General features: G+C 48.7%; 18 protein-coding genes. 6 read left to right on the top strand and 12 right to left on the bottom strand.

From position 1 onward, the window contains the following. Positions 1-18: 18 nt before the first annotated feature. Positions 19-735: a DtxR family transcriptional regulator gene (locus QFX30_RS01660; protein WP_300487260.1), complete on the bottom strand. Its 717-nt coding sequence runs from the start codon at positions 733-735 to the stop codon at positions 19-21. A gap of 62 nt (positions 736-797) precedes the next feature. Between QFX30_RS01660 and QFX30_RS01655 the strand changes: the two genes are divergently transcribed. Next, positions 798-971 carry a hypothetical protein gene (locus tag QFX30_RS01655; protein WP_300487258.1) on the top strand — a complete coding sequence of 58 codons (174 nt, stop codon included), beginning with the start codon at positions 798-800 and terminating at the stop codon, positions 969-971. Here QFX30_RS01655 and QFX30_RS01650 read toward each other — a convergent pair whose 3' ends face one another. From QFX30_RS01650 to QFX30_RS01610, 9 genes are all read right to left on the bottom strand, one after another. After that, positions 972-1,565, bottom strand: coding sequence for an acetate uptake transporter (locus QFX30_RS01650; protein WP_300487256.1), 594 nt, complete (start codon positions 1,563-1,565; stop codon positions 972-974). A 15-nt stretch (positions 1,566-1,580) separates the two neighbouring features. Next, positions 1,581-3,485 carry an acetate--CoA ligase gene (gene acs / locus QFX30_RS01645; protein ID WP_300487253.1) on the bottom strand — a complete coding sequence of 635 codons (1,905 nt, stop codon included), beginning with the start codon at positions 3,483-3,485 and terminating at the stop codon, positions 1,581-1,583. 134 nt (positions 3,486-3,619) lie between these two features. Beyond that, complete coding sequence (gene thsA / locus QFX30_RS01640; protein WP_300487250.1) at positions 3,620-5,245, bottom strand: thermosome subunit alpha; 1,626 nt, start codon at positions 5,243-5,245, stop codon at positions 3,620-3,622. A gap of 136 nt (positions 5,246-5,381) precedes the next feature. Continuing rightward, a complete protein-coding gene (locus QFX30_RS01635; protein ID WP_300487247.1) occupies positions 5,382-5,795 on the bottom strand; it encodes a hypothetical protein in 414 nt (137 codons plus the stop codon). A gap of 3 nt (positions 5,796-5,798) precedes the next feature. Continuing rightward, positions 5,799-7,019: an FprA family A-type flavoprotein gene (locus QFX30_RS01630; RefSeq protein ID WP_300487244.1), complete on the bottom strand. Its 1,221-nt coding sequence runs from the start codon at positions 7,017-7,019 to the stop codon at positions 5,799-5,801. A gap of 130 nt (positions 7,020-7,149) precedes the next feature. Then, the gene (locus tag QFX30_RS01625) at positions 7,150-7,962 is read right to left on the bottom strand and encodes a 4Fe-4S binding protein (protein ID WP_300487241.1); all 813 of its coding nucleotides are present in this window, start codon (positions 7,960-7,962) and stop codon (positions 7,150-7,152) included. A 153-nt stretch (positions 7,963-8,115) separates the two neighbouring features. Then, positions 8,116-8,646 carry a RimK/LysX family protein gene (locus QFX30_RS01620; protein WP_300487238.1) on the bottom strand — a complete coding sequence of 177 codons (531 nt, stop codon included), beginning with the start codon at positions 8,644-8,646 and terminating at the stop codon, positions 8,116-8,118. Positions 8,647-8,661: 15 nt separating this feature from the next. Continuing rightward, a complete protein-coding gene (locus tag QFX30_RS01615) occupies positions 8,662-10,050 on the bottom strand; it encodes a cyclic 2,3-diphosphoglycerate synthase (RefSeq protein ID WP_300487235.1) in 1,389 nt (462 codons plus the stop codon). A gap of 147 nt (positions 10,051-10,197) precedes the next feature. Then, entirely contained in the window at positions 10,198-10,506 is a 309-nt protein-coding gene (locus QFX30_RS01610; protein ID WP_300487232.1) for a UPF0058 family protein, read from the bottom strand. A 315-nt stretch (positions 10,507-10,821) separates the two neighbouring features. Between QFX30_RS01610 and hisD the strand changes: the two genes are divergently transcribed. The 4 genes from hisD to hemL all read left to right on the top strand — a co-directional run bounded on the left by hisD (position 10,822) and on the right by hemL (position 15,418). Continuing rightward, positions 10,822-12,099, top strand: a complete 1,278-nt coding sequence (gene hisD, locus QFX30_RS01605) for a histidinol dehydrogenase (protein ID WP_300487229.1) — start codon at positions 10,822-10,824, stop codon at positions 12,097-12,099. 42 nt (positions 12,100-12,141) lie between these two features. After that, a complete protein-coding gene (aspS, locus tag QFX30_RS01600; protein WP_300487226.1) occupies positions 12,142-13,455 on the top strand; it encodes an aspartate--tRNA(Asn) ligase in 1,314 nt (437 codons plus the stop codon). A gap of 12 nt (positions 13,456-13,467) precedes the next feature. Then, positions 13,468-14,085: a cobalt-precorrin-8 methylmutase gene (locus tag QFX30_RS01595; protein WP_300487395.1), complete on the top strand. Its 618-nt coding sequence runs from the start codon at positions 13,468-13,470 to the stop codon at positions 14,083-14,085. A 70-nt stretch (positions 14,086-14,155) separates the two neighbouring features. Next, complete coding sequence (gene hemL / locus QFX30_RS01590; RefSeq protein WP_300487223.1) at positions 14,156-15,418, top strand: glutamate-1-semialdehyde 2,1-aminomutase; 1,263 nt, start codon at positions 14,156-14,158, stop codon at positions 15,416-15,418. A gap of 45 nt (positions 15,419-15,463) precedes the next feature. On the opposite strand, the gene QFX30_RS01585 is transcribed toward hemL, so the two are convergent. Further along, positions 15,464-16,066 (bottom strand): hypothetical protein, encoded by a 603-nt coding sequence (locus tag QFX30_RS01585; protein ID WP_300487220.1) that lies wholly within the window; start codon positions 16,064-16,066, stop codon positions 15,464-15,466. Between the two features lie 114 nt (positions 16,067-16,180). Beyond that, positions 16,181-16,891: a DUF4012 domain-containing protein gene (locus QFX30_RS01580; protein WP_300487218.1), complete on the bottom strand. Its 711-nt coding sequence runs from the start codon at positions 16,889-16,891 to the stop codon at positions 16,181-16,183. Between the two features lie 219 nt (positions 16,892-17,110). Here QFX30_RS01580 and mtxX point away from each other — a divergent pair, with 219 nt between their 5' ends. After that, positions 17,111-17,818 carry a methanogenesis marker protein Mmp4/MtxX gene (gene mtxX, locus QFX30_RS01575; protein ID WP_300487215.1) on the top strand — a complete coding sequence of 236 codons (708 nt, stop codon included), beginning with the start codon at positions 17,111-17,113 and terminating at the stop codon, positions 17,816-17,818. The last annotated feature ends 20 nt before the right edge of the window (positions 17,819-17,838 follow it).

The following is a 17,838-nucleotide window of genomic DNA, read 5'->3' as shown; positions in this document are numbered from 1 at the left end:
AATTAGGTTAACAGAAATTCAGCTTTCTGTATCTATGAATACGTTGTCTGCTATGTCCCTTCCAAGGGCAACCCTTGAGCCGCGGACCTCCACCTCGATGGGTCCATTGAGGGGGGCCCTTTTGATCATTCTTATGGGGGCTCCAAGGGTTATTCCCATGTCCATGAGCCTCCTTAAAACCTTGTAGTCCCCCCTTATGAAGGAAACCCTTCCGGCCTGTTTTTCATCCATCTCTGTGAGTGATTTGAGGTTACCCTCACGGCACCCTATTTCCTCAACATCTGTATCCTTCAGTTCAATGCATTCCCCGCATGTCTGGAATTTGAAGTCGCAGGCAGGGATCGGGTTTGCATCGGGGCACTCACCTGGCATGTTGAGGAGCTGGCAGAGGGCCCTCTCTGCATCATCTGAGAGTGAATGTTCCATCTCACAGGCCTGTCTGTGTATCCTGTCCCTCCTGATTCCAAGTACATCGTGGAGGAACCGCTCAAGCAGACGGTGCTTCCTTGTTATTCTCCGGGCTATCCTGTACCCCTTTTCTGTGAGTACAGCCCCACGGTAGGGTGAATATTTAACATATCCCTCAGAGTCAAGTTTTTTAAGCATCTGGGTTACACTGGCAGGAGCTATTCCCATCTCCTTTGATATTTTGGTTGTACTGGCATTTTTACTGGATTCTGATAACCGGTAGATGGTTTCGAGGTACTCCTCTATATTTTCGCTGAGATGCTTCATTAGGTTCACCTAAAGGGTTGCTGTTAATTTAGTTAAACCTAATTCAATATAAGGTTTTCTGAATGTTTGCAGTAAGAGGTCTTTCGCGGTTTATCATCAAGTGCTGGTGTGAAAAATTAGAGTTTCTGATTGTGGCGTATCTGGAAGGAAGTTATGGGGGTTTTGTTTCTCTGGAGGTTCTGGTGCCACATACTGACACAAATATAAAAGAAAAGGGTGGGTTGTTCCTTCCCTGATCATGTGGGTAGAACATCCCTTCCATATGTTTCGTTTATAACCTCTGCAAGGCCAACGTACATTGCAGCGGCCCCTGTGAATATACCCTCATAGCCTGCAATGGTTGTTATGAGGGCTGAACCTGTGATTTCACCGGCTGTGAGCAGGAAGAATAGCACTGAGAGGCTTATGAATATCACCTGTATGCCCCTCTTGAGTTTGAGGGTTGCGATGAACATCACCAGTGTAAACAGGCCCCACATGAAGAGGTATGATGCCATTGCAACCGGGTCTGCTGCTGCCGCTGCACTGCCGGCTGTTTCAATGAACTTCAGTTTGGGAATCACAAGGAGGAGTACCAGTGACCACCAGAAGAGTCCATATGAGCCGAATGCAACCGTACCAAAGGTGTTGCCCTTCCTGTATTCCATCACACTTGCCAGTATCTGAGCTATACCTCCGTAGGCGAACCCCATTGCAAGTATCATGCTGTTTATGGGGAAAAGCCCTGCGTTGTGCAGGTTAAGGAGTACAGTGGTTATACCGAAGCCCAGAAGTCCAAGGGGAGCCGGATTGGCGGTTTTATCTGATATAACCACTTCTTTTTCAGTCATTTTTTCTGCCTCCTTCTATTCTTCAAGGGTTGAGGTATCACCGAGGTCCTTTCCTTCCTCCCTGGCCCTCAGTATCCTCCTCATTATTTTCCCTGACCTTGTTTTCGGGAGCTTATCAACCTGTACCATTTCCCCGATAACAGCCACGGGTCCAAGCTCATGGCGTAGGTGCCTTTTGAGTTCCTCGATGAGGGGTGCATTTAACTTATGGCCCTTCTTCAGTATGAGAAATGCCTTTATGACCTCCCCCTTGATGGGGTCAGCCTTACCGATGACCGCTGCCTCGGCAACTGCAGGGTGGGCCACAAATACTGATTCAACCTCCGCTGTACCGATCCTGTGTCCGGCTATGTTGAGGACGTCATCTGATCTACCCTGTATCCAGAAGTAGCCGTCCTCGTCCTTCCTTGCCATGTCACCTGCAGTGTAGACTCCACCGGGGATCTGTTTCCAGTATACGTTGATGTACCTCTCCTCGTCGTTGAATAGTGTCCTGAACATTGCAGGCCAGGGTTTCTTTATTACCAGGAATCCGCCCTTACCAAGTGGCACGGGGTTGCCCTTCTCGTCAACCACGTCTGCCTCGATTCCGGGAAGGGGTTTGGTGACGGATCCCGGTTTGAGGGGTGTTACTGGTAGTGGCGCTATGAGGTGCATTCCTGTTTCTGTCTGCCACCATGTGTCGATTATTGGGCATTTTTCCCTTCCAATGTGTCTGTAGTACCACATCCATGCCTCGGGGTTTATTGGTTCACCAACTGTTCCAAGGATCTTGAGGGACTCCAGGTTGTAACGTTTCGGGTGTTTTTCACCGAACCTCATGAGGTGCCTTATTGCCGTGGGGGCTGTGTAGAACTTTGTGACACCGTATTTTTCCACTATGCTCCACCAGACCCCTGGGTCCGGATAGTCCGGGGCCCCCTCATAGAGCAGTGTTGTTGTCCCAAGAAGGAGGGGTCCATATACAACGTAACTGTGCCCGGTTATCCACCCTATGTCTGCTGTGCACCACCATAAGTCCCCGTTATGAATGTCAAAGGTCATCTCAAGGGTTGATGCGACCCCTACCATGTATCCTCCCGTTGTGTGCAGCACACCCTTTGGTTTCCCGGTACTTCCTGAGGTGTAGAGTATGAAGAGTGGATCCTCTGCATCCATCACCTCTGCCTCGCACCGGTCCTCCTCGCCCTCTATTAGTCTGTCGAAGAGCATCTCACGCCCGCTTATGTCTGACATCTTTATGTCTATGTCTGTGTGTTTCACAACAACGGTTGTCTCTATTGTGGGGCACTGGAGTATGGCCTCGTCAACGATTGGTTTGAGTTCTATCACCCCACCCCTTCTGTAGGTTCCGTCTGCTGTTATTATGACCTTGGCCTTTGCATCGTTGAGGCGTTCCACAAGTGCTCCGACGCTCAGACCAGAATAGATGACACTGTGCACGGCCCCTATCTTTGCACAGGCCAGCATTGAGATAACGAGTTCCGGGCACATGGGGAGGTACATTGCAACGGCGTCGCCCTTTTTGATTCCAAGGCTTTTCAGGGCATTGGCTGTTCTGTTGACCTCTCTGTGCAGTTCATAGTAGGTCAACTTCTTTTCCTCTCCCCTCTCGTTCACGTAGAGAATGGCGACCTGGTTTCTCTTGTCTGTGTCCAGCCATCTGTCCACGGCGTTGTGGGTCATGTTGATCTTGCCGTTCACGAACCACTTGTAGAATGGTTTGTTGCTCTCGTCAAGTACCTTGTCCCATTTTCTGAACCATTCGAATCTTTTTGCCTTTTCGGCCCAGTATTTCTCATGGTCCTTTCCCTTTTCCAGCTCGGCCTCCCAGTTTTTTATATGGGCCTCCTCCACGATGGTGTAGTGTGGTTTGAAGACCCTCGTTTCCTCCAGGAGAACTGAGGTATCCTTTGACATTTTTCATACCGCCATTTTTTCTTGGGTGATAGTAGTAAGTTTTTCTGGACTTATATATTTTACTATTATTAATCATGATAAATAATATAAATTTAAAATTTTTTATTAAAAACTTTGAAAAAAATAATTGGGTGTTACATTGGTGGCATTCCACCTTTTCCACCCATTCCTTCCATGTCCTCTTCGTCCTTTGATGAAACATCAAAGCCCTTAGCTGCTATCATGTCGTCTATGCGGAGGATCATCTCAGCTGCCTCTGCAGCGGACTGGATGGCCTGTTTCTTGACCCTCTGGGGTTCAAGAACACCTTCCTTCTTCATGTCGACAACGCTTCCATCAAAGACGTCAAGTCCCATGTAGGGTGACTCCTCATGGGCAGCCCTGAGGTCCACCAGGACGTCGATGCTGTCAAGTCCTGCGTTCTCTGCAAGGGTCTTTGGAACGATCTCAAGGGCATCTGAAAAGGCTAAAATCGCAAGCTGCTCCCTGCCACTTATGGTCTCAGCGTATTCCCTGATTTTCCTTGCTATCTCAACTTCAGGTGCTCCTCCACCTGCAACAACCTTGCCGTCCTCGACTGTTGCTGCAACGACTCCTATTGCATCCTCAAGTGCACGTTCCATCTCCTCTGCGACATGTCTTGTGCTTCCCCTCAGGATTATGGAGATGGCCTTTGGGTCCTTACAGTCCTCGACGAATGTCAGCACCTCATCAAAGATCTTCTTCTCGTATACAACCCCGGCCTCTCCCAGGTCGTCCTCTGTGAGGTCATCAATGTTTGTAACAAGCCTTGCGCCTGTGGCCTTCTCGATGCGTTTTATGTCGGATTTCTTGACCCTCTTGAGTGCGAGTATACCCTCACGTGAGAGGTAGTGGAGTGCAAGGTCATCGATACCCTTCTGGCAGAAGACAACGTTTGCACCGGAGTTCTTTATCTTATCCACCATTTCCCTGATCATCTGCTCTTCCTGCTCGATGAAGGCCTGCATCTGTGATGGGTCTGTCAGTCTTATCTTGGCGTCGGTTTCAAGGTCCTTGACCTCTAAGGGGTACTTGAGGAGTGCTATTCTGGCATTTTCAACCCTCTTTGGCATTGAGGTGTCTGCCCTCGCCTTGTCTATCACTATACCGTTCACTATTCTTGATTCGTTAACTGATGCTCCCTGTATCCTCTGTATGTTGACGTTGTCCTTGTCGATTTCACCATCCTCTTCCACCTGCATGACCGCATCCACAACTAGTTCAGCCAGTTTTTCCTTGGCACTTTCTGAGCCCTTACCGGTCATGGCGGTCACCGCAACCTTCCTGAGTGTGTCCCTGTCACTTGCCTTGATGGATATGTCTTCAAGTATCTCCTGGGCCCTGAGAGCTGCCTGCCTGTAACCCACAGCTATTATTGTTGGGTGAACACCCATTTCAATGAGTTTTTCGGCTTCCTTGAGGAGTTCCCCTGCTATGATGACGGCTGTTGTTGTACCATCGCCAACCTCGTCCTCCTGGGTCTTTGCCACCTCAACAAGCATCTTTGCGGCAGGGTGGGATATGTCCATTTCCTTGAGGATTGTAACACCATCATTGGTGATAACAATGTCTCCAAGTGAGTCAACAAGCATCTTGTCCATTCCCTTGGGACCGAGGGTTGTCCTCACGGTCTCTGCGAGAACCTTACCTGCAAGGATGTTGATTCTCTGGGCTTCCTTTCCAACGTAACGGCTTGTGCCCTGTGGTAATATTAATATGGGCTGCTGTCCCTGTGCCATTAAATCACCTCTTAAATAAGTATGCAATTATCGATGGGTTTAAGGTTCTATAAATAATTTGTGCAAATGAGTTACAACCCCAATTTCAGGGTGCTGTGAACTGAAAAGAAGAAAAATGAATGGTTCCGGTTTCCTGCTACTGGTTGGGGAAGATCCTTGGAAGGAAGGTCTGGCAGAAGTCAGGTGTCAGCTTTGAGGTCTCATGTTCTATCTTTTCAACGATTTCCTCCTCAAGTTCAGGCGTCTTTGATGCCTCAACAGCAAAGCCCTCGGCGTCGATCCAGACCCTCAGTGACTCCTCACCCATTGTCATCTCAAATTCAACAGTTTTACCCTTCTTGATATCATCGAGTATATCGTCCATGATCTCATCTGAGAGCTTGAGGAGTTTCCTGCCCTCGGGTTCATAGGTGTTCTTTGATGTTATGATCCTTTTGATCCTTAGAGGGGCGCATCCCTCCTCTCTTATGGTTTTTCGAACCGTCCAGAAGAGGCTAACAACAATTTTTTTCTCAGGGTCATGATTTCCCTGAAATTTAACGGACTTCATAGGTTACATCTCCTTTATCCTTTTGCCGATTGATTTTCCTATGCTGTAGCAGCGTGCCAGGTCATCCTCATCCGGGACGTAGCTGACCTCAAGGGTCTCTGCAACCTCAAAGCCTGCGGCACTGATTTCGTCTTTGAGTGTCCTCACTGCACCCCCACCCCATCCCTTTGATCCGAATACAACCGCCAGCCTCCTGAATCCGGTTCTATCGAATGTGAGCCCTTTGAGGTAGTACATTATATCCCCGAGACTCGGGAATGGCCCGTTGAACATTGTGGGGCTTCCAATGAATACAGCCTTACTTTCAAGGATGTTCTTTACGATTTCACTCCTTTCATCCTCGTGGAGGAAATGCATTGAAACATCCACATCCGCGGCCATGAGCCCCTCTGCGAGTGCATGTGCAAGCATCCTGGTTGAGTAGTGCATGGTATCATATATTATCGTGGCCTTGTCCCTGCACTCCCCTGTTGCCCATGCCGTGTATGCCTCTATGATCTTCATGGGCTCTGTCCAGATCTGGCCGTGGGATGGTGCGATCATCCTGATCTTCTCGAGAAGCCCAAGCTCCTTTACCTCACTGAACTTTCTTAGTACAAGGGGTGATAGTGGTGTTAACAGATTGGCATAGAACTTCATGGCGGCGTCCATCAGCACGGCTTCAGGCACGTCCTTGTCGAACCTTCTGCTGATGCAGAGGTGCTGGCCAAAGGCGTCATTTGAGAATAGGATCCCATCCTCACCAAGGAGGGTGAACATGCTGTCTGGCCAGTGGAGCATTGGGGCCTCAAGGAATGTGAGGGTTTTCCCTCCAAGGTCAACGGAGTCCCCTGTTTTCACGGTTTTAAATACAGCTTCATCTGGGAGGGGGTAATGTTCCTTCAGTCCCTCAGCGGCCTTTTCTGTGCAGATTATTTCTGGCCTGTGGCGCTTCCATACCTCCAGGATTGAGCCGCTGTGGTCCCTCTCTATGTGGTTCTGGATTATGAGGTCTATCCTTTCATCCCTTCCCTCCCTTTCAAAGGCGTCACTTATCCTTCCAAACATCTGGGGGGATGTTCCAGGGTATGTGTTGTCAACAAGGGCGACCTTATCGTCTCCAAAGACGAGGTACACATTGTATGTTGTGCCTCCAAGGGTGTAGCCATGGTAGTTCCGGATGTCCCAGTCCATGACACCAACCCAGTAGACACCATCTGCAATCTTTACTGCATCAGCCTTCATCTTATACACCATCTACCAGTTATGTCCGCCATTATTATTAAAATATGGCATTTTTTTATGGCGACGGCTTTTTGTTGCCAGATCAATACCATCAAATTATATGATGGCTGAAATCTGTAAGCCAGATGACCTACTCCTGCATTTTCACTGCTTTCTTAAACGCGGATCTTATATTTTCATAGTTCTTTCTGTAGAATGGGCAACTCTCTATGCAGTGGGTGCATCCATCACTGCAGCCGGTGCATCTATCATCAAGTAGCATAACCCTGGATCCGCAGCACGTCTCAACCTCCACCAGGGCGTCCTGTGGACATGCCCTTATGCACCTGCCACATCTCCTGCAGTAGAAGGGTATCCATTCATGATCCCTGGAGCCATAGGGAAGGTCTGATATTCCTGTGAGGACCGCGGATATCTTCTGGGCTGGGCCTTTTCCGGGGCTTATAAGAAGACCGTTCCTCCCCTTAAAACCGATACCTGCATTCTGTCCGAGGAGGGGGAGGTCTATGAGGCCGCTCATGGGGTGAATGGCCACGGCACCATATCCGTTAATCCTGAGGTAATCAGCCACCCTGAAGGTTAAGTCCGCAAGTTTATCGTATAGCCCGTCGTTCATCTCCCTTGCCTTTCTGCCTGGGGGAGTCAGTACGAGATCGTCGTCCATGTCCACTGTGAGGACCACTGCATTGCGGTAGGGGGGGTCACCGGCAAGGATAACATCGGGTGTCAGCCTGGCGTACCCAATATTACTGATCCCAAGTGAACGTGCATATTCTTCGAGTCGACCTAGGAATTCATCATCTGCCTTTTCTAATGGATTTTCTGGCTCCGGAACCCTGCATTCATCAGGGTACTCCAGAAATCCGCAGTTACATCTGCATTCACATTTTTCGCCATTGACTTCAGCCTTATCTTCACAGCAGTCAGAGTTTTTGTTCTCCACTGTTCATCACCATCCACACCCATATTCCTATATTTACATATATGAATATATTGGTGTGTGGGTTCAGGGCATTTCTATCGGAGATCTCAGCCGTTCTCTATTGTCATACTCGGATTCTGGGGAAAGGGCTTTTTCTGGGACTTCCCTGAAATTTCAATCGTCCTCTATTTCATACTCGAATTCCCAGAAGGGGGTTCCCCGGGACTCCCTGCCCTCCAGGTGCTCCATCTCATGTGAGACACCATAGGCCCCTGAACCTGTGAATTTAAGGGGCTTCCTGAGCCTCTTAAGTTTAATCTTAAAATCAAGGGGATCAAGCACCGCCCTGAGGATGTAATCACCATCCACCACGACCCGGTAGGGCCTCTTCACAAGTTCCCTCTCATTTTTTGAGCCGCACTTCTCGAGCCGGTAAACGGTACCCTCCTCCCTCACCACCCTGGGGTTCAGAAAGAGGTAAACTATCTCCAGAGTCCGACCTGTCATCTTATCCTCATCAAAGCGGGTGACCTTCTCTTTCACAGCCATGAAACGCCCGGAGTTCTTCCTGAGGCTCCAGTCACCACCATACCTGATGGAAAAAAGAAGGGGTATGAATGCATCAGGGGGTATCTGAAGCTCCTCTATAACCCTCTTTTCACTGAGGGTGAACCTCAAGAGTTTCCTGATCTCGGAGTCATCCAATATACCACCTGCCCCCTACGGGGTTCTTCTGAGGTTGAAGTCAGCTATGGCGCTCTCCACCACCCTGATTATGGCGTCATCAAGTTCATCCTGGGAACCGTCCCTCACAATGGGTATATTGTCACAGTAGATGACTTCGAGCCCAGCCTCAAGGGCGTCCTTCGTTGCAACATCAACCGCAGCCGCCTTGAGCTCTGTCAGCATCACATCAGCGTCATCTATGTACCTCTCAATGTCCCGCTGTAGGAGCGGCCTGTTTGAAAGGTGTGGAGTCGTGCCAACAACCCGGCAGCGGTACTCAGACTCAAGGTATTCAACCAGGATATCCTTCACAGAGTCGGGGGCGGTGGTTGCAAATAGGACATTCTTTCCGCTGATATCTCCAAGTGGTTTGGGCCTGAAGACTGTGGTCACAACCTCTGCATCGGGGTTCACGGATTCTATGAACTCAACGATTTCCTTAACCTTCTCATCATCTGCCATGGGCTCCTCGCACATTGTGAGTATCACAAGATCCGCCAGTCTTATCCTGAAGGGCCCGAAGAAGTTCTTTATATTTATGATGGGCTGGTTTGCGCCAACAAGGACTATGTGTCTGTCTGACTTCACAGGGGGTATTGCAGCCCCGCTCCCCTCCAGGATTATGAAGTCGGCGTCTAGACTGTTGGCTGTCTCAGCACCCCTCTTCATGTTTGTTATGAAGACATCCCCAACCATACCGCCACCGCAGCGCCTGCAGCCAACCGTGAGTATCCGGCTCATGAGGGCGTCCTCCCAGTGGTCAGAGGCTGCATGAACCCCCCTGTCTGACTGCTCCATAAGGAACTCGGGGGTTATTTCTATCCTGTCACCCCTCACAATCTCTGGCTCCTCAGGGCCTCCTCGACCCATCGCCACAACACAGGGGTTGTAATCACGTTCATGGATCAGTCGGGCCGCATAGGCGGATACAGCGGTTTTACCTATCCTCTTACCTGTCCCGAGAATCTTGAGGGATGGTTTTTTGAGTATATCATATTCTGTGAGGGGCTGGAACTCAAAGTCAGGGCCCCTGTAGACAGCACCCTCCTCAAGGACAACCGATGCTATCCTGAACCTCTTTGAGTAATCCAGGACGGGTTCATCGCTGAGGTCCATAACCGTGTCTGCACCGTACTTTCTGATGAGCCTGGCTATGAGGTCATAGGGTATCCTGTGGGGATCATCACCGAAGTAGACGGGTCTTCCCATCATCTCGGTGTACTCCTCAGGTGATGATGTCCTGAGTTTTTCGGTTCCCCCTATGAAGATCAGTGCCTTGACATCAATGTGTTCCATTGAATCAAGGGTTTCAACAGCCGCCCTTGTCACAGGGAGGTAGTGCTCTCCATCAACAAGACAGATCATGCTTTCTGTGGCCTTCATAAAAAACACCTTTTATGATATAAGTTGAAGGGAATTATTAAAATAGTTGGTAGATGGTTGGTAGATGGTAAGGGATATTATGTTGTTTTCTGGCTGGCACCATATCTAAATTAGAAAAATTTAGATTTTGGAGAATGGATTGATGGTCTATTTTGCCTCCAGTTTGGCTTCCATCTTCACGACTTCCTTTCTTGACCGTTTTGCAAGTTCTGAGAGGCCATTTACAACATTTGGTGGGAGGTTGTGTCCTTCCTTCTTTGCAAGGATCTCGGAGATGGCACTTGAGAGTACAAAAATAGCGTATTTATGCTCGGCCTTTGTGCGGTGGATGTGGTGGGGGCTGATGTTGAGGGAGAAGTACTCTTGGCATTCATCCTTTATATCGTATCCATTCTCAAGGTACTTCAGAACATATACCAGAAATTGGTGCAGTTGTATCATTTCGTCCTTATACATGGTTACCAGCCTCAGTCTCCTTATAAGTGTGTATTAAATTTATTATTTAAAAATTTTGGTGGATTGACAGCCCCTTTATCAAAATTAAAGATATAATATGAATTAATGTAAAAATTATAGTAGATTAGTGGATATCCATGAATATCTTCCTTCATCTTCCCATAGTTAAGTTAAAACTGATAAATAAAGTTTTATATTACTGAAACTTTTTAAATTATTAACCATTGGGTGGTGGTGTATCATCTGCAAATTCTTAAAAGTGATGGATCCATAAAACTAACCATTCACCTTAACTTTCCATGGAGGATCATCCTAATGAGGATAATAGAATTTGATCATGAAAGGGTCGGTGAGCTTGTTGAGAGAGCAAGAATTGATGTTGATGAGGTCCTGGGGCCGGTGGCAGATATCATCTCAATGGTGAGAGAGGGTGGTGATGGGGCCCTGAGGGAGCTCACAGAAAAATTTGATGGCGTCTCCCCTGAGACCCTAACTGTCAGTCAGGAGGAAATAGAGGCGGCCCATAGAAACCTGGACCCCCAGGTCAGGAAAGCGCTCACTGAAGCTGCGGGGAACATCGAGGAGTTCCACAGGCTCCAGCTGCCCTCTGAGTGGATGGCCGAAATCAGACCGGGGGTGAGCGCAGGGCAGATAGTGCGGCCCCTTGACAGTGTTGGCTGCTACATACCCGGTGGAAGGGCCGTTTACCCCTCAACAATATTAATGACCGTTATACCGGCAAGGATAGCAGGGGTTGAAAGGATAGTGTGCTGCACACCCCCGGCATCCGATGGCTCGGTCCCTGACGCTGTCCTTGTGGCGGCCGACATTGCAGGTGCACATGAGATATACCGTGTTGGAGGCGCCCAGGCGGTTGCTGCAATGGCCTACGGTACAGAGACGATCGGGGCGGTGGATAAGATTGTGGGGCCAGGGAACATATTTGTTACCGCAGCAAAGAAACTGGTATACGGTGACGTAGACATAGACTTCCCGGCAGGCCCATCAGAGGTACTCATAATTGCAGATGAATCTGCAGACCCGGAGTACATTGCCCTTGAGATACTGGCACAGGCAGAGCACGATCCCCAGGCAGCAAGTGTCCTTGTGACAGACTCGAAGGATCTTGCAGCCACTGTGGAGGAGAAGGTACGTGAAAATATTAAATACATGGAAAGGGCCAATATCATAGAGGAGTCCCTTGAAAGATACGGAATGATAGTTTTAACCGAGGATATTAAGGGGGCCGTGGACTTCAGCAACGCCTACGCACCGGAGCACCTTGTTATAATGACGGATTCTCCCGAAAAAACACTCAAGGGTATCCGTAACGCAGGATCCATATTTCTGGGTGACCTCTCACCTGTAGCGGCAGGGGATTACGGTTCAGGGACCAACCACGTGCTGCCAACCTCTGGCTGCGCCAGGATGTACTCGGGCCTATCAACGGAGTCGTTCCTCAAGAAACCAACGGTGCAGATGATAACCAGGGAGGGGCTCCGGAACATCCAGGACACGGTCCTGCGTCTTGCTGAATACGAGGGCCTCCATGCCCATGCTGAGTCATTCCGTAGGAGACTTGATAGTGACTGAATTTACTCTGATAATTCACTTTAGCGACAAGAGGTGATCTGATTGTTACTTGGAGATCTTAGAAGGACTCACTACTCAAAGGACATAAAACCTGAAATGGATGGAGAGGAAGTCACTGTCATGGGATGGGTCCATGAGATAAGGGACCTTGGAGGGATAATATTCGTTCTCCTCAGGGACCGTGAAGGGCTCATCCAGATAACAGCACCCAGCAAGAAGATTGAGAAGGACCTCTTCAAATCCATGAGAAAGCTCAAAAAGGAATCCGTTGTTGCATTCAGTGGAAGGGTGCAGGAGTCAGATAAGGCCCCCGGCGGCTTTGAAGTAATACCATCATTCCTCAGGGTCCTGAACCCATCAAAGCAGCCACTGCCACTTGACCCCACAGAGAAGGTGAAGGCCGAGATAGACACGAGGCTTGATGCCAGGTTCCTTGACCTCAGAAAACCATCAGTGAGTGCAATATTTAAAATAAAGAGCAGGATGCTGCACTCAGTCAGGGTATTCCTTGAAGAGAATGGTTTCCTTGAAATCAACACCCCAAAGCTTGTTGCATCTGCAACAGAGGGGGGTACTGAGCTCTTCCCGATAACCTACTTTGAAAGGGAGGCCTTCCTGGGTCAGAGCCCACAGCTCTACAAGCAGATGATGATGTCAACGGGCCTTGACCGTGTCTATGAGATAGCACCAATATTCCGTGCAGAGGAGCACGACACCCTCAGGCACCTCAACGAGGTCATATCCATCGACATAGAGGCATCTTTCGTTGACCATGAGGATGTCATGAAGATACTGGAAAGGCTGGTTGTGAGGGTCATAGAGGATGTTAACGAGCACTGCACCGACGCCCTTGAAACCCTGGGAAGGACCCTTGAGGTGCCCGAAACTCCCTTTGAGAGGCTGGAATACGATGAGGCAGTTGAACTGGTAAAATCCAGGGGAGTCCCAATGAAACACGGCGAGGACCTTCCAAGGGCGGCTGAGAAGGCCCTTGGTGAGGTCATGGACGGCTATTACTTCATAACCTCATGGCCAACCGCAATAAAGCCATTCTATGTGATGCCAGATGAGGACGACCCAGAGAGGAGCTATGCATTCGACCTCATGTACAGGGACCTTGAGATATCCTCAGGTGCCATGAGGGTCCACCAGCATGACCTCCTGGTTGAGAAGATAAAGAGGCAGGGATTGAATCCGGACTCCTTTGAGAGCTACCTTGCAGCCTTTGAGTACGGCATGCCACCCCACGCAGGCTGGGGCCTTGGGGCTGAAAGGTTCAACATGACCCTCACCGGTGTAAACAATATAAGGGAGACGGTCCTCTTCCCAAGGGACAGGAGGAGACTCACACCTTAGGTGATAACATTGATGGGCGCATCCACAGGTCAGGGCTATGAGATAGCCAGAAAGAGCAGGGAAATAGTCAGAAAACTGATATCTGAAGAGTTAGGATCTCTCAGGGATGAGGAGGCGGCCATAGTTGAGCGCATAGTTCATTCTACCGCTGACCCTGAATATGCCAGGTTGACAGAGTTCAGCCAGGACTTTGTGGATGCAGCCCTTGATTCACTCAGGAGTTCAGGTGAGATACTCACCGACATTGAAATGGTCCGTGCAGGGATATCCAGACCTGCCAGCTGCCACATAAGGGACCCTGAGGTCAGGGAGATTGCAAAAAAGAGGGACATCACGAGGGCAGCTGCATCAATGGAGTACGCTGCAGAGAGGGGCTTCAGGGGGATTGTGGTTGTAGGGAATGCCCCAACAGCCCTCATGAAGGTGATTGAACTTACAGCTGAAGGCATAATGGATGCAGAGGCGGTCATAGGCGTTCCTGTGGGATTTGTGGGGGCTGCAGAATCTAAGGAGGCCCTAAGGAAAACCGAAATACCCCACATGATAACCAGGGGCCCCAAGGGGGGCACACCTGTGGCGGTGGCAGCTGCAAATGCTCTTATAGCACTATCAGATGGAGGGGAAGTTTAGAGGTTCTCCTGAGGATAAGTTTGGAGGTTCTTAGCATCATCGAGGATTAGAAATGTTTAGAGGTTACATCATGAAGTCGAAAGAACTGTTTGAAAGGGCACAGAGGGTTCTACCGGGTGGTGTCAGCTCACCTGTTAGGAGGTTTGAGCCATACCCCTTCTTTGCGGCGGGGGGTAAAGGGTGCATACTGGAGAGTGTTGATGGTAAGAGTTACATCGACTACTGCCTGGCATACGGACCCCTGATCCTGGGACACGCACACCCCAGGGTGGTCGAGGTGGTTGAGAGGCAGATAGAGAGGGGCACAACCTATGGTGTACCATCTGAGGGGGAAATAGAACTTGCAGAGACAATAATAGACAGGGTCCCCTGTGCTGAGATGGTCAGGTTCATGAACTCTGGTACAGAGGCCACCATGGCCGCTGTGAGGCTTGCAAGGGCGTACACAGGGAGAGATAAGATTGTCAAATTTGAGGGATCCTACCATGGGGCCCACGATTACGTCCTCGTGAAACCAGGGTCAGGTGCCGCCGCTGCACCCGATTCACCCGGTATACCTGAGGATACCGTGAAAAATACTCTAACCACGGTCTTCAATGATGAGGAGGCGATGGTTGAACTCATTGATGGGATGGGGGATGAGGTAGCATGCATCCTGGTTGAACCTGTGATGGGTAACGTGGGGTGCATAGAACCTGAAAACGGCTACCTGAACTTCCTCAGGGATGTAACGAGGGAGAACGACATTATACTCATCTTTGATGAGGTCATAACAGGCTTCAGGCTGGCAGCAGGTGGCGCCCAGGAGTACTACCGCGTGAAGCCTGACCTCGTGACACTGGGAAAGATAGTCGGTGGTGGTTTCCCAATGGGGGCCCTTGCTGGTACACGAGAGATAATGGAGAACATTGCGCCGGCTGGTAGCGTATACCAGGCAGGTACATTCAATGGAAACCCCGTATCTGTGACGGCAGGTCTTGAAACCCTTAAAATACTTGATGATAGAATGTATTCAAGTCTTGAGAGGATGGGGTCCCATCTGAGGGAAGGTTTGAGGGATCTCCTCTTTGACATGGACCTTAAGTATCAGGTTGCAGGTCTGGCTTCAATGTTCCAGATATATTTCACTGAGGATGAGGTGAGAAACTACGCTGATGCCAGGAAATCAGACACAGAACTCTTCATGAAGTACTTCCATGGGCTGCTGGAGAGTGGTGTCTTCATACCACCATCACAGTTTGAGTGCTGTTTCATATCCGCTGCACACGAAATGGATCATATAAACAGTACCCTTGAGGCAGTAGAGGATGTACTCAGAAATTTAAAAACTTAAATATCTTTTTTACGGCGAGGGATGGTATAGCTTCGGCCGTATAATTCATGTAAATTTCATGGCTATGAAGAAGTAGAGGAAGCATATAACCACAAATATGAGAAGAACCGTTACAGTAGTCCTTAAAAATCTGCTGTTAAGCGTCTTTCCCTCACGTTCGGCAAGGAACTCCCTCTGTTCACGCACCTGTGATATGAAACTCTCTGCCTCTCCCCTGCCACCAGTTACCAGATTGCTGTCTATTATCTCCTCATCAAGGAGTTCATCAACAATCTTTTTTTGCTCCTTAACATCGTCTATTATCCTTTTCTTTGCCACGAATTCCATGAGAGACCATTCACCACTTTTTATCTCCTTTAGTGTTCTCTCCTCGTTTTCTATTCTCTTTGAGAGGTTTTCAAGGAGGGCTCTTTTCCGGTCACTTTCACCGGAAATTTCACGTTCTGGTTCATCCGGTCCTTCATAGAACTCTTCATCTTCATCTCGTTCATCATAGAACTCTTCTAGTGTGCTGTAGTATCCCAGTGAGCCTCCACATTCACATGAATCAAAATCAGATGGGTCCTCACCATCTTCCAGCTGGTAGTAGCCCCCGCATTGTGTACATATGAGGTATCCTCTGGTTTTTTCCATGTTTTCCTCGGACAAGGAGATCCCCCAGATATAATTTATTTTACATTATAGTAGTTAAGTTTTGTGTTGAATCATTTATTTTTCATATGCTGAGGCATCCTTTGATTTTTTTCAAAAATAAATAGTTTATCAGGTGGTCACCCTTTCAAGTCCGGTGGATATGAGGAACTGTATGAAGACACCTTCAGGTACAACGACAATGTTTCCCTGCTGGTACTGCTGGATCCCCGCGTTTACCATGGCCATATACTTTGAACGGTCCTTTGTGGCATTGAATATTGCCCTCATTAGTGACTGAACCGCAACGCCCCTTGCTGCTCCCTGCTGCTGTTCCTCCCTGAGGAATGTTATGCTGTTTCCTGAGACATAGCCCTCACCCTCCACATATACTGGGCCTATTGCCTGGAGGATGCCGTCCACTGCCTGGGGTGTCACTATCACGACGATATCTGTTTTCACGCCGGTGTTATATTCCACTATCTCCTGTGCAAGTCTGGCACCCTTCTCTGTATCGTTTTCCCAGAGGGCGTCATGTAGGAGCCACCTGTGTACTCCCTGCGCCCTCAGTGAAGCCGGGGGTTCTGCTGTTGGATGGGCCATGTTGTGGGGGTAGACAGCTGTCACATTGGTTATGTTACCCTCGTTCAGGGTTATTATGAAGGCCATGTCAACGGCCCCTATACCAGGCCTTGGTTCACTGGGATCTGCGCATAGAAGCAGAACGTGTTTTTCTCCCACAAAAACGTTCTGTGAGTTTGTGATGTAGTTTTCATAAGTTACAACTGAAAGACCAAGTATAACTATGAAGAGACCGAGGATTATCTTATTTTTTGTATCCATATTATTACCTTCCTTTAGCTTATCTGGGTTTTTGGATCACGTAAGAAGTTAACATTGAAAAGCACGCTCCAGATGATTTACGTTGACCTAAATTTTGCCACATTTATATATATACTTTGGCATCACGTATCATGTAGACCTGAATATTTAATACTTAGAATACATATATTAAATGTTGCTGTGGTTCCAGAGATTTTTAAATCAGGGGGATGTGAACTAATGAGAATAGTGGCAGGGGTCGGTGAGAACAGGAACATCGAAAGGGCTGCGTCTTCAGTTGAATTTGATGTTGAACTGGTCTACTCCGAGGAAGAATTCATCGAGAGTTTAAAAGAGGGAAAATATGCATATGTGAGGGGATCTCTCCCATCAGCAAGTATAATGGCAGAACTCAAGAATCACGGCCCCCTGATGAGGGCTTCATGGATAGAGACAGGGGAGGGGAGCTTTTTCCTCGCACCCGTCGGTATAGATGAGGGTGAAACAGTCACCGAAAGGTTCAACATAGCCACTGCAGCAGGGGACTTTCTCATGAAAACAGGAACAGAGCCATTCATTGGTATAATATCGGGGGGACGGCCAGGTGACCTTGGAAGGTCCCCTGCAGTGGACAGTTCAATCCGTGATGGTGAACTTCTGGCATCAATGGTAAAGGATAAATATGAAGTGAGGCACTACCATATACTGATAGAGAAAGCTGTGAGGGATGGGTGCAACGTCATCATAGCACCCGATGGGATAACAGGTAACCTCATATTCAGATCACTGGTTCTCGTTGGCACGGCCAGAAGCCATGGAGCTGTGGCCCTTGGATTTAATGGGATTTTTGTTGACACATCTAGGTCACAGACCACTGAAGGTTACTACAGGGCACTTAGATTCGCCCACTGGCTTGCTACCAATTGGAGAGATCATAGAAATTTATAGTATTAATAGAAACTCTGGTC

Source organism: Methanothermobacter sp. (genome assembly GCF_030055435.1).
GTDB lineage: Archaea > Methanobacteriota > Methanobacteria > Methanobacteriales > Methanothermobacteraceae > Methanothermobacter.
The sequence above is the reverse complement of the archived record's forward strand: the minus strand, read 5'-3'. Positions and strand labels throughout refer to the sequence as shown.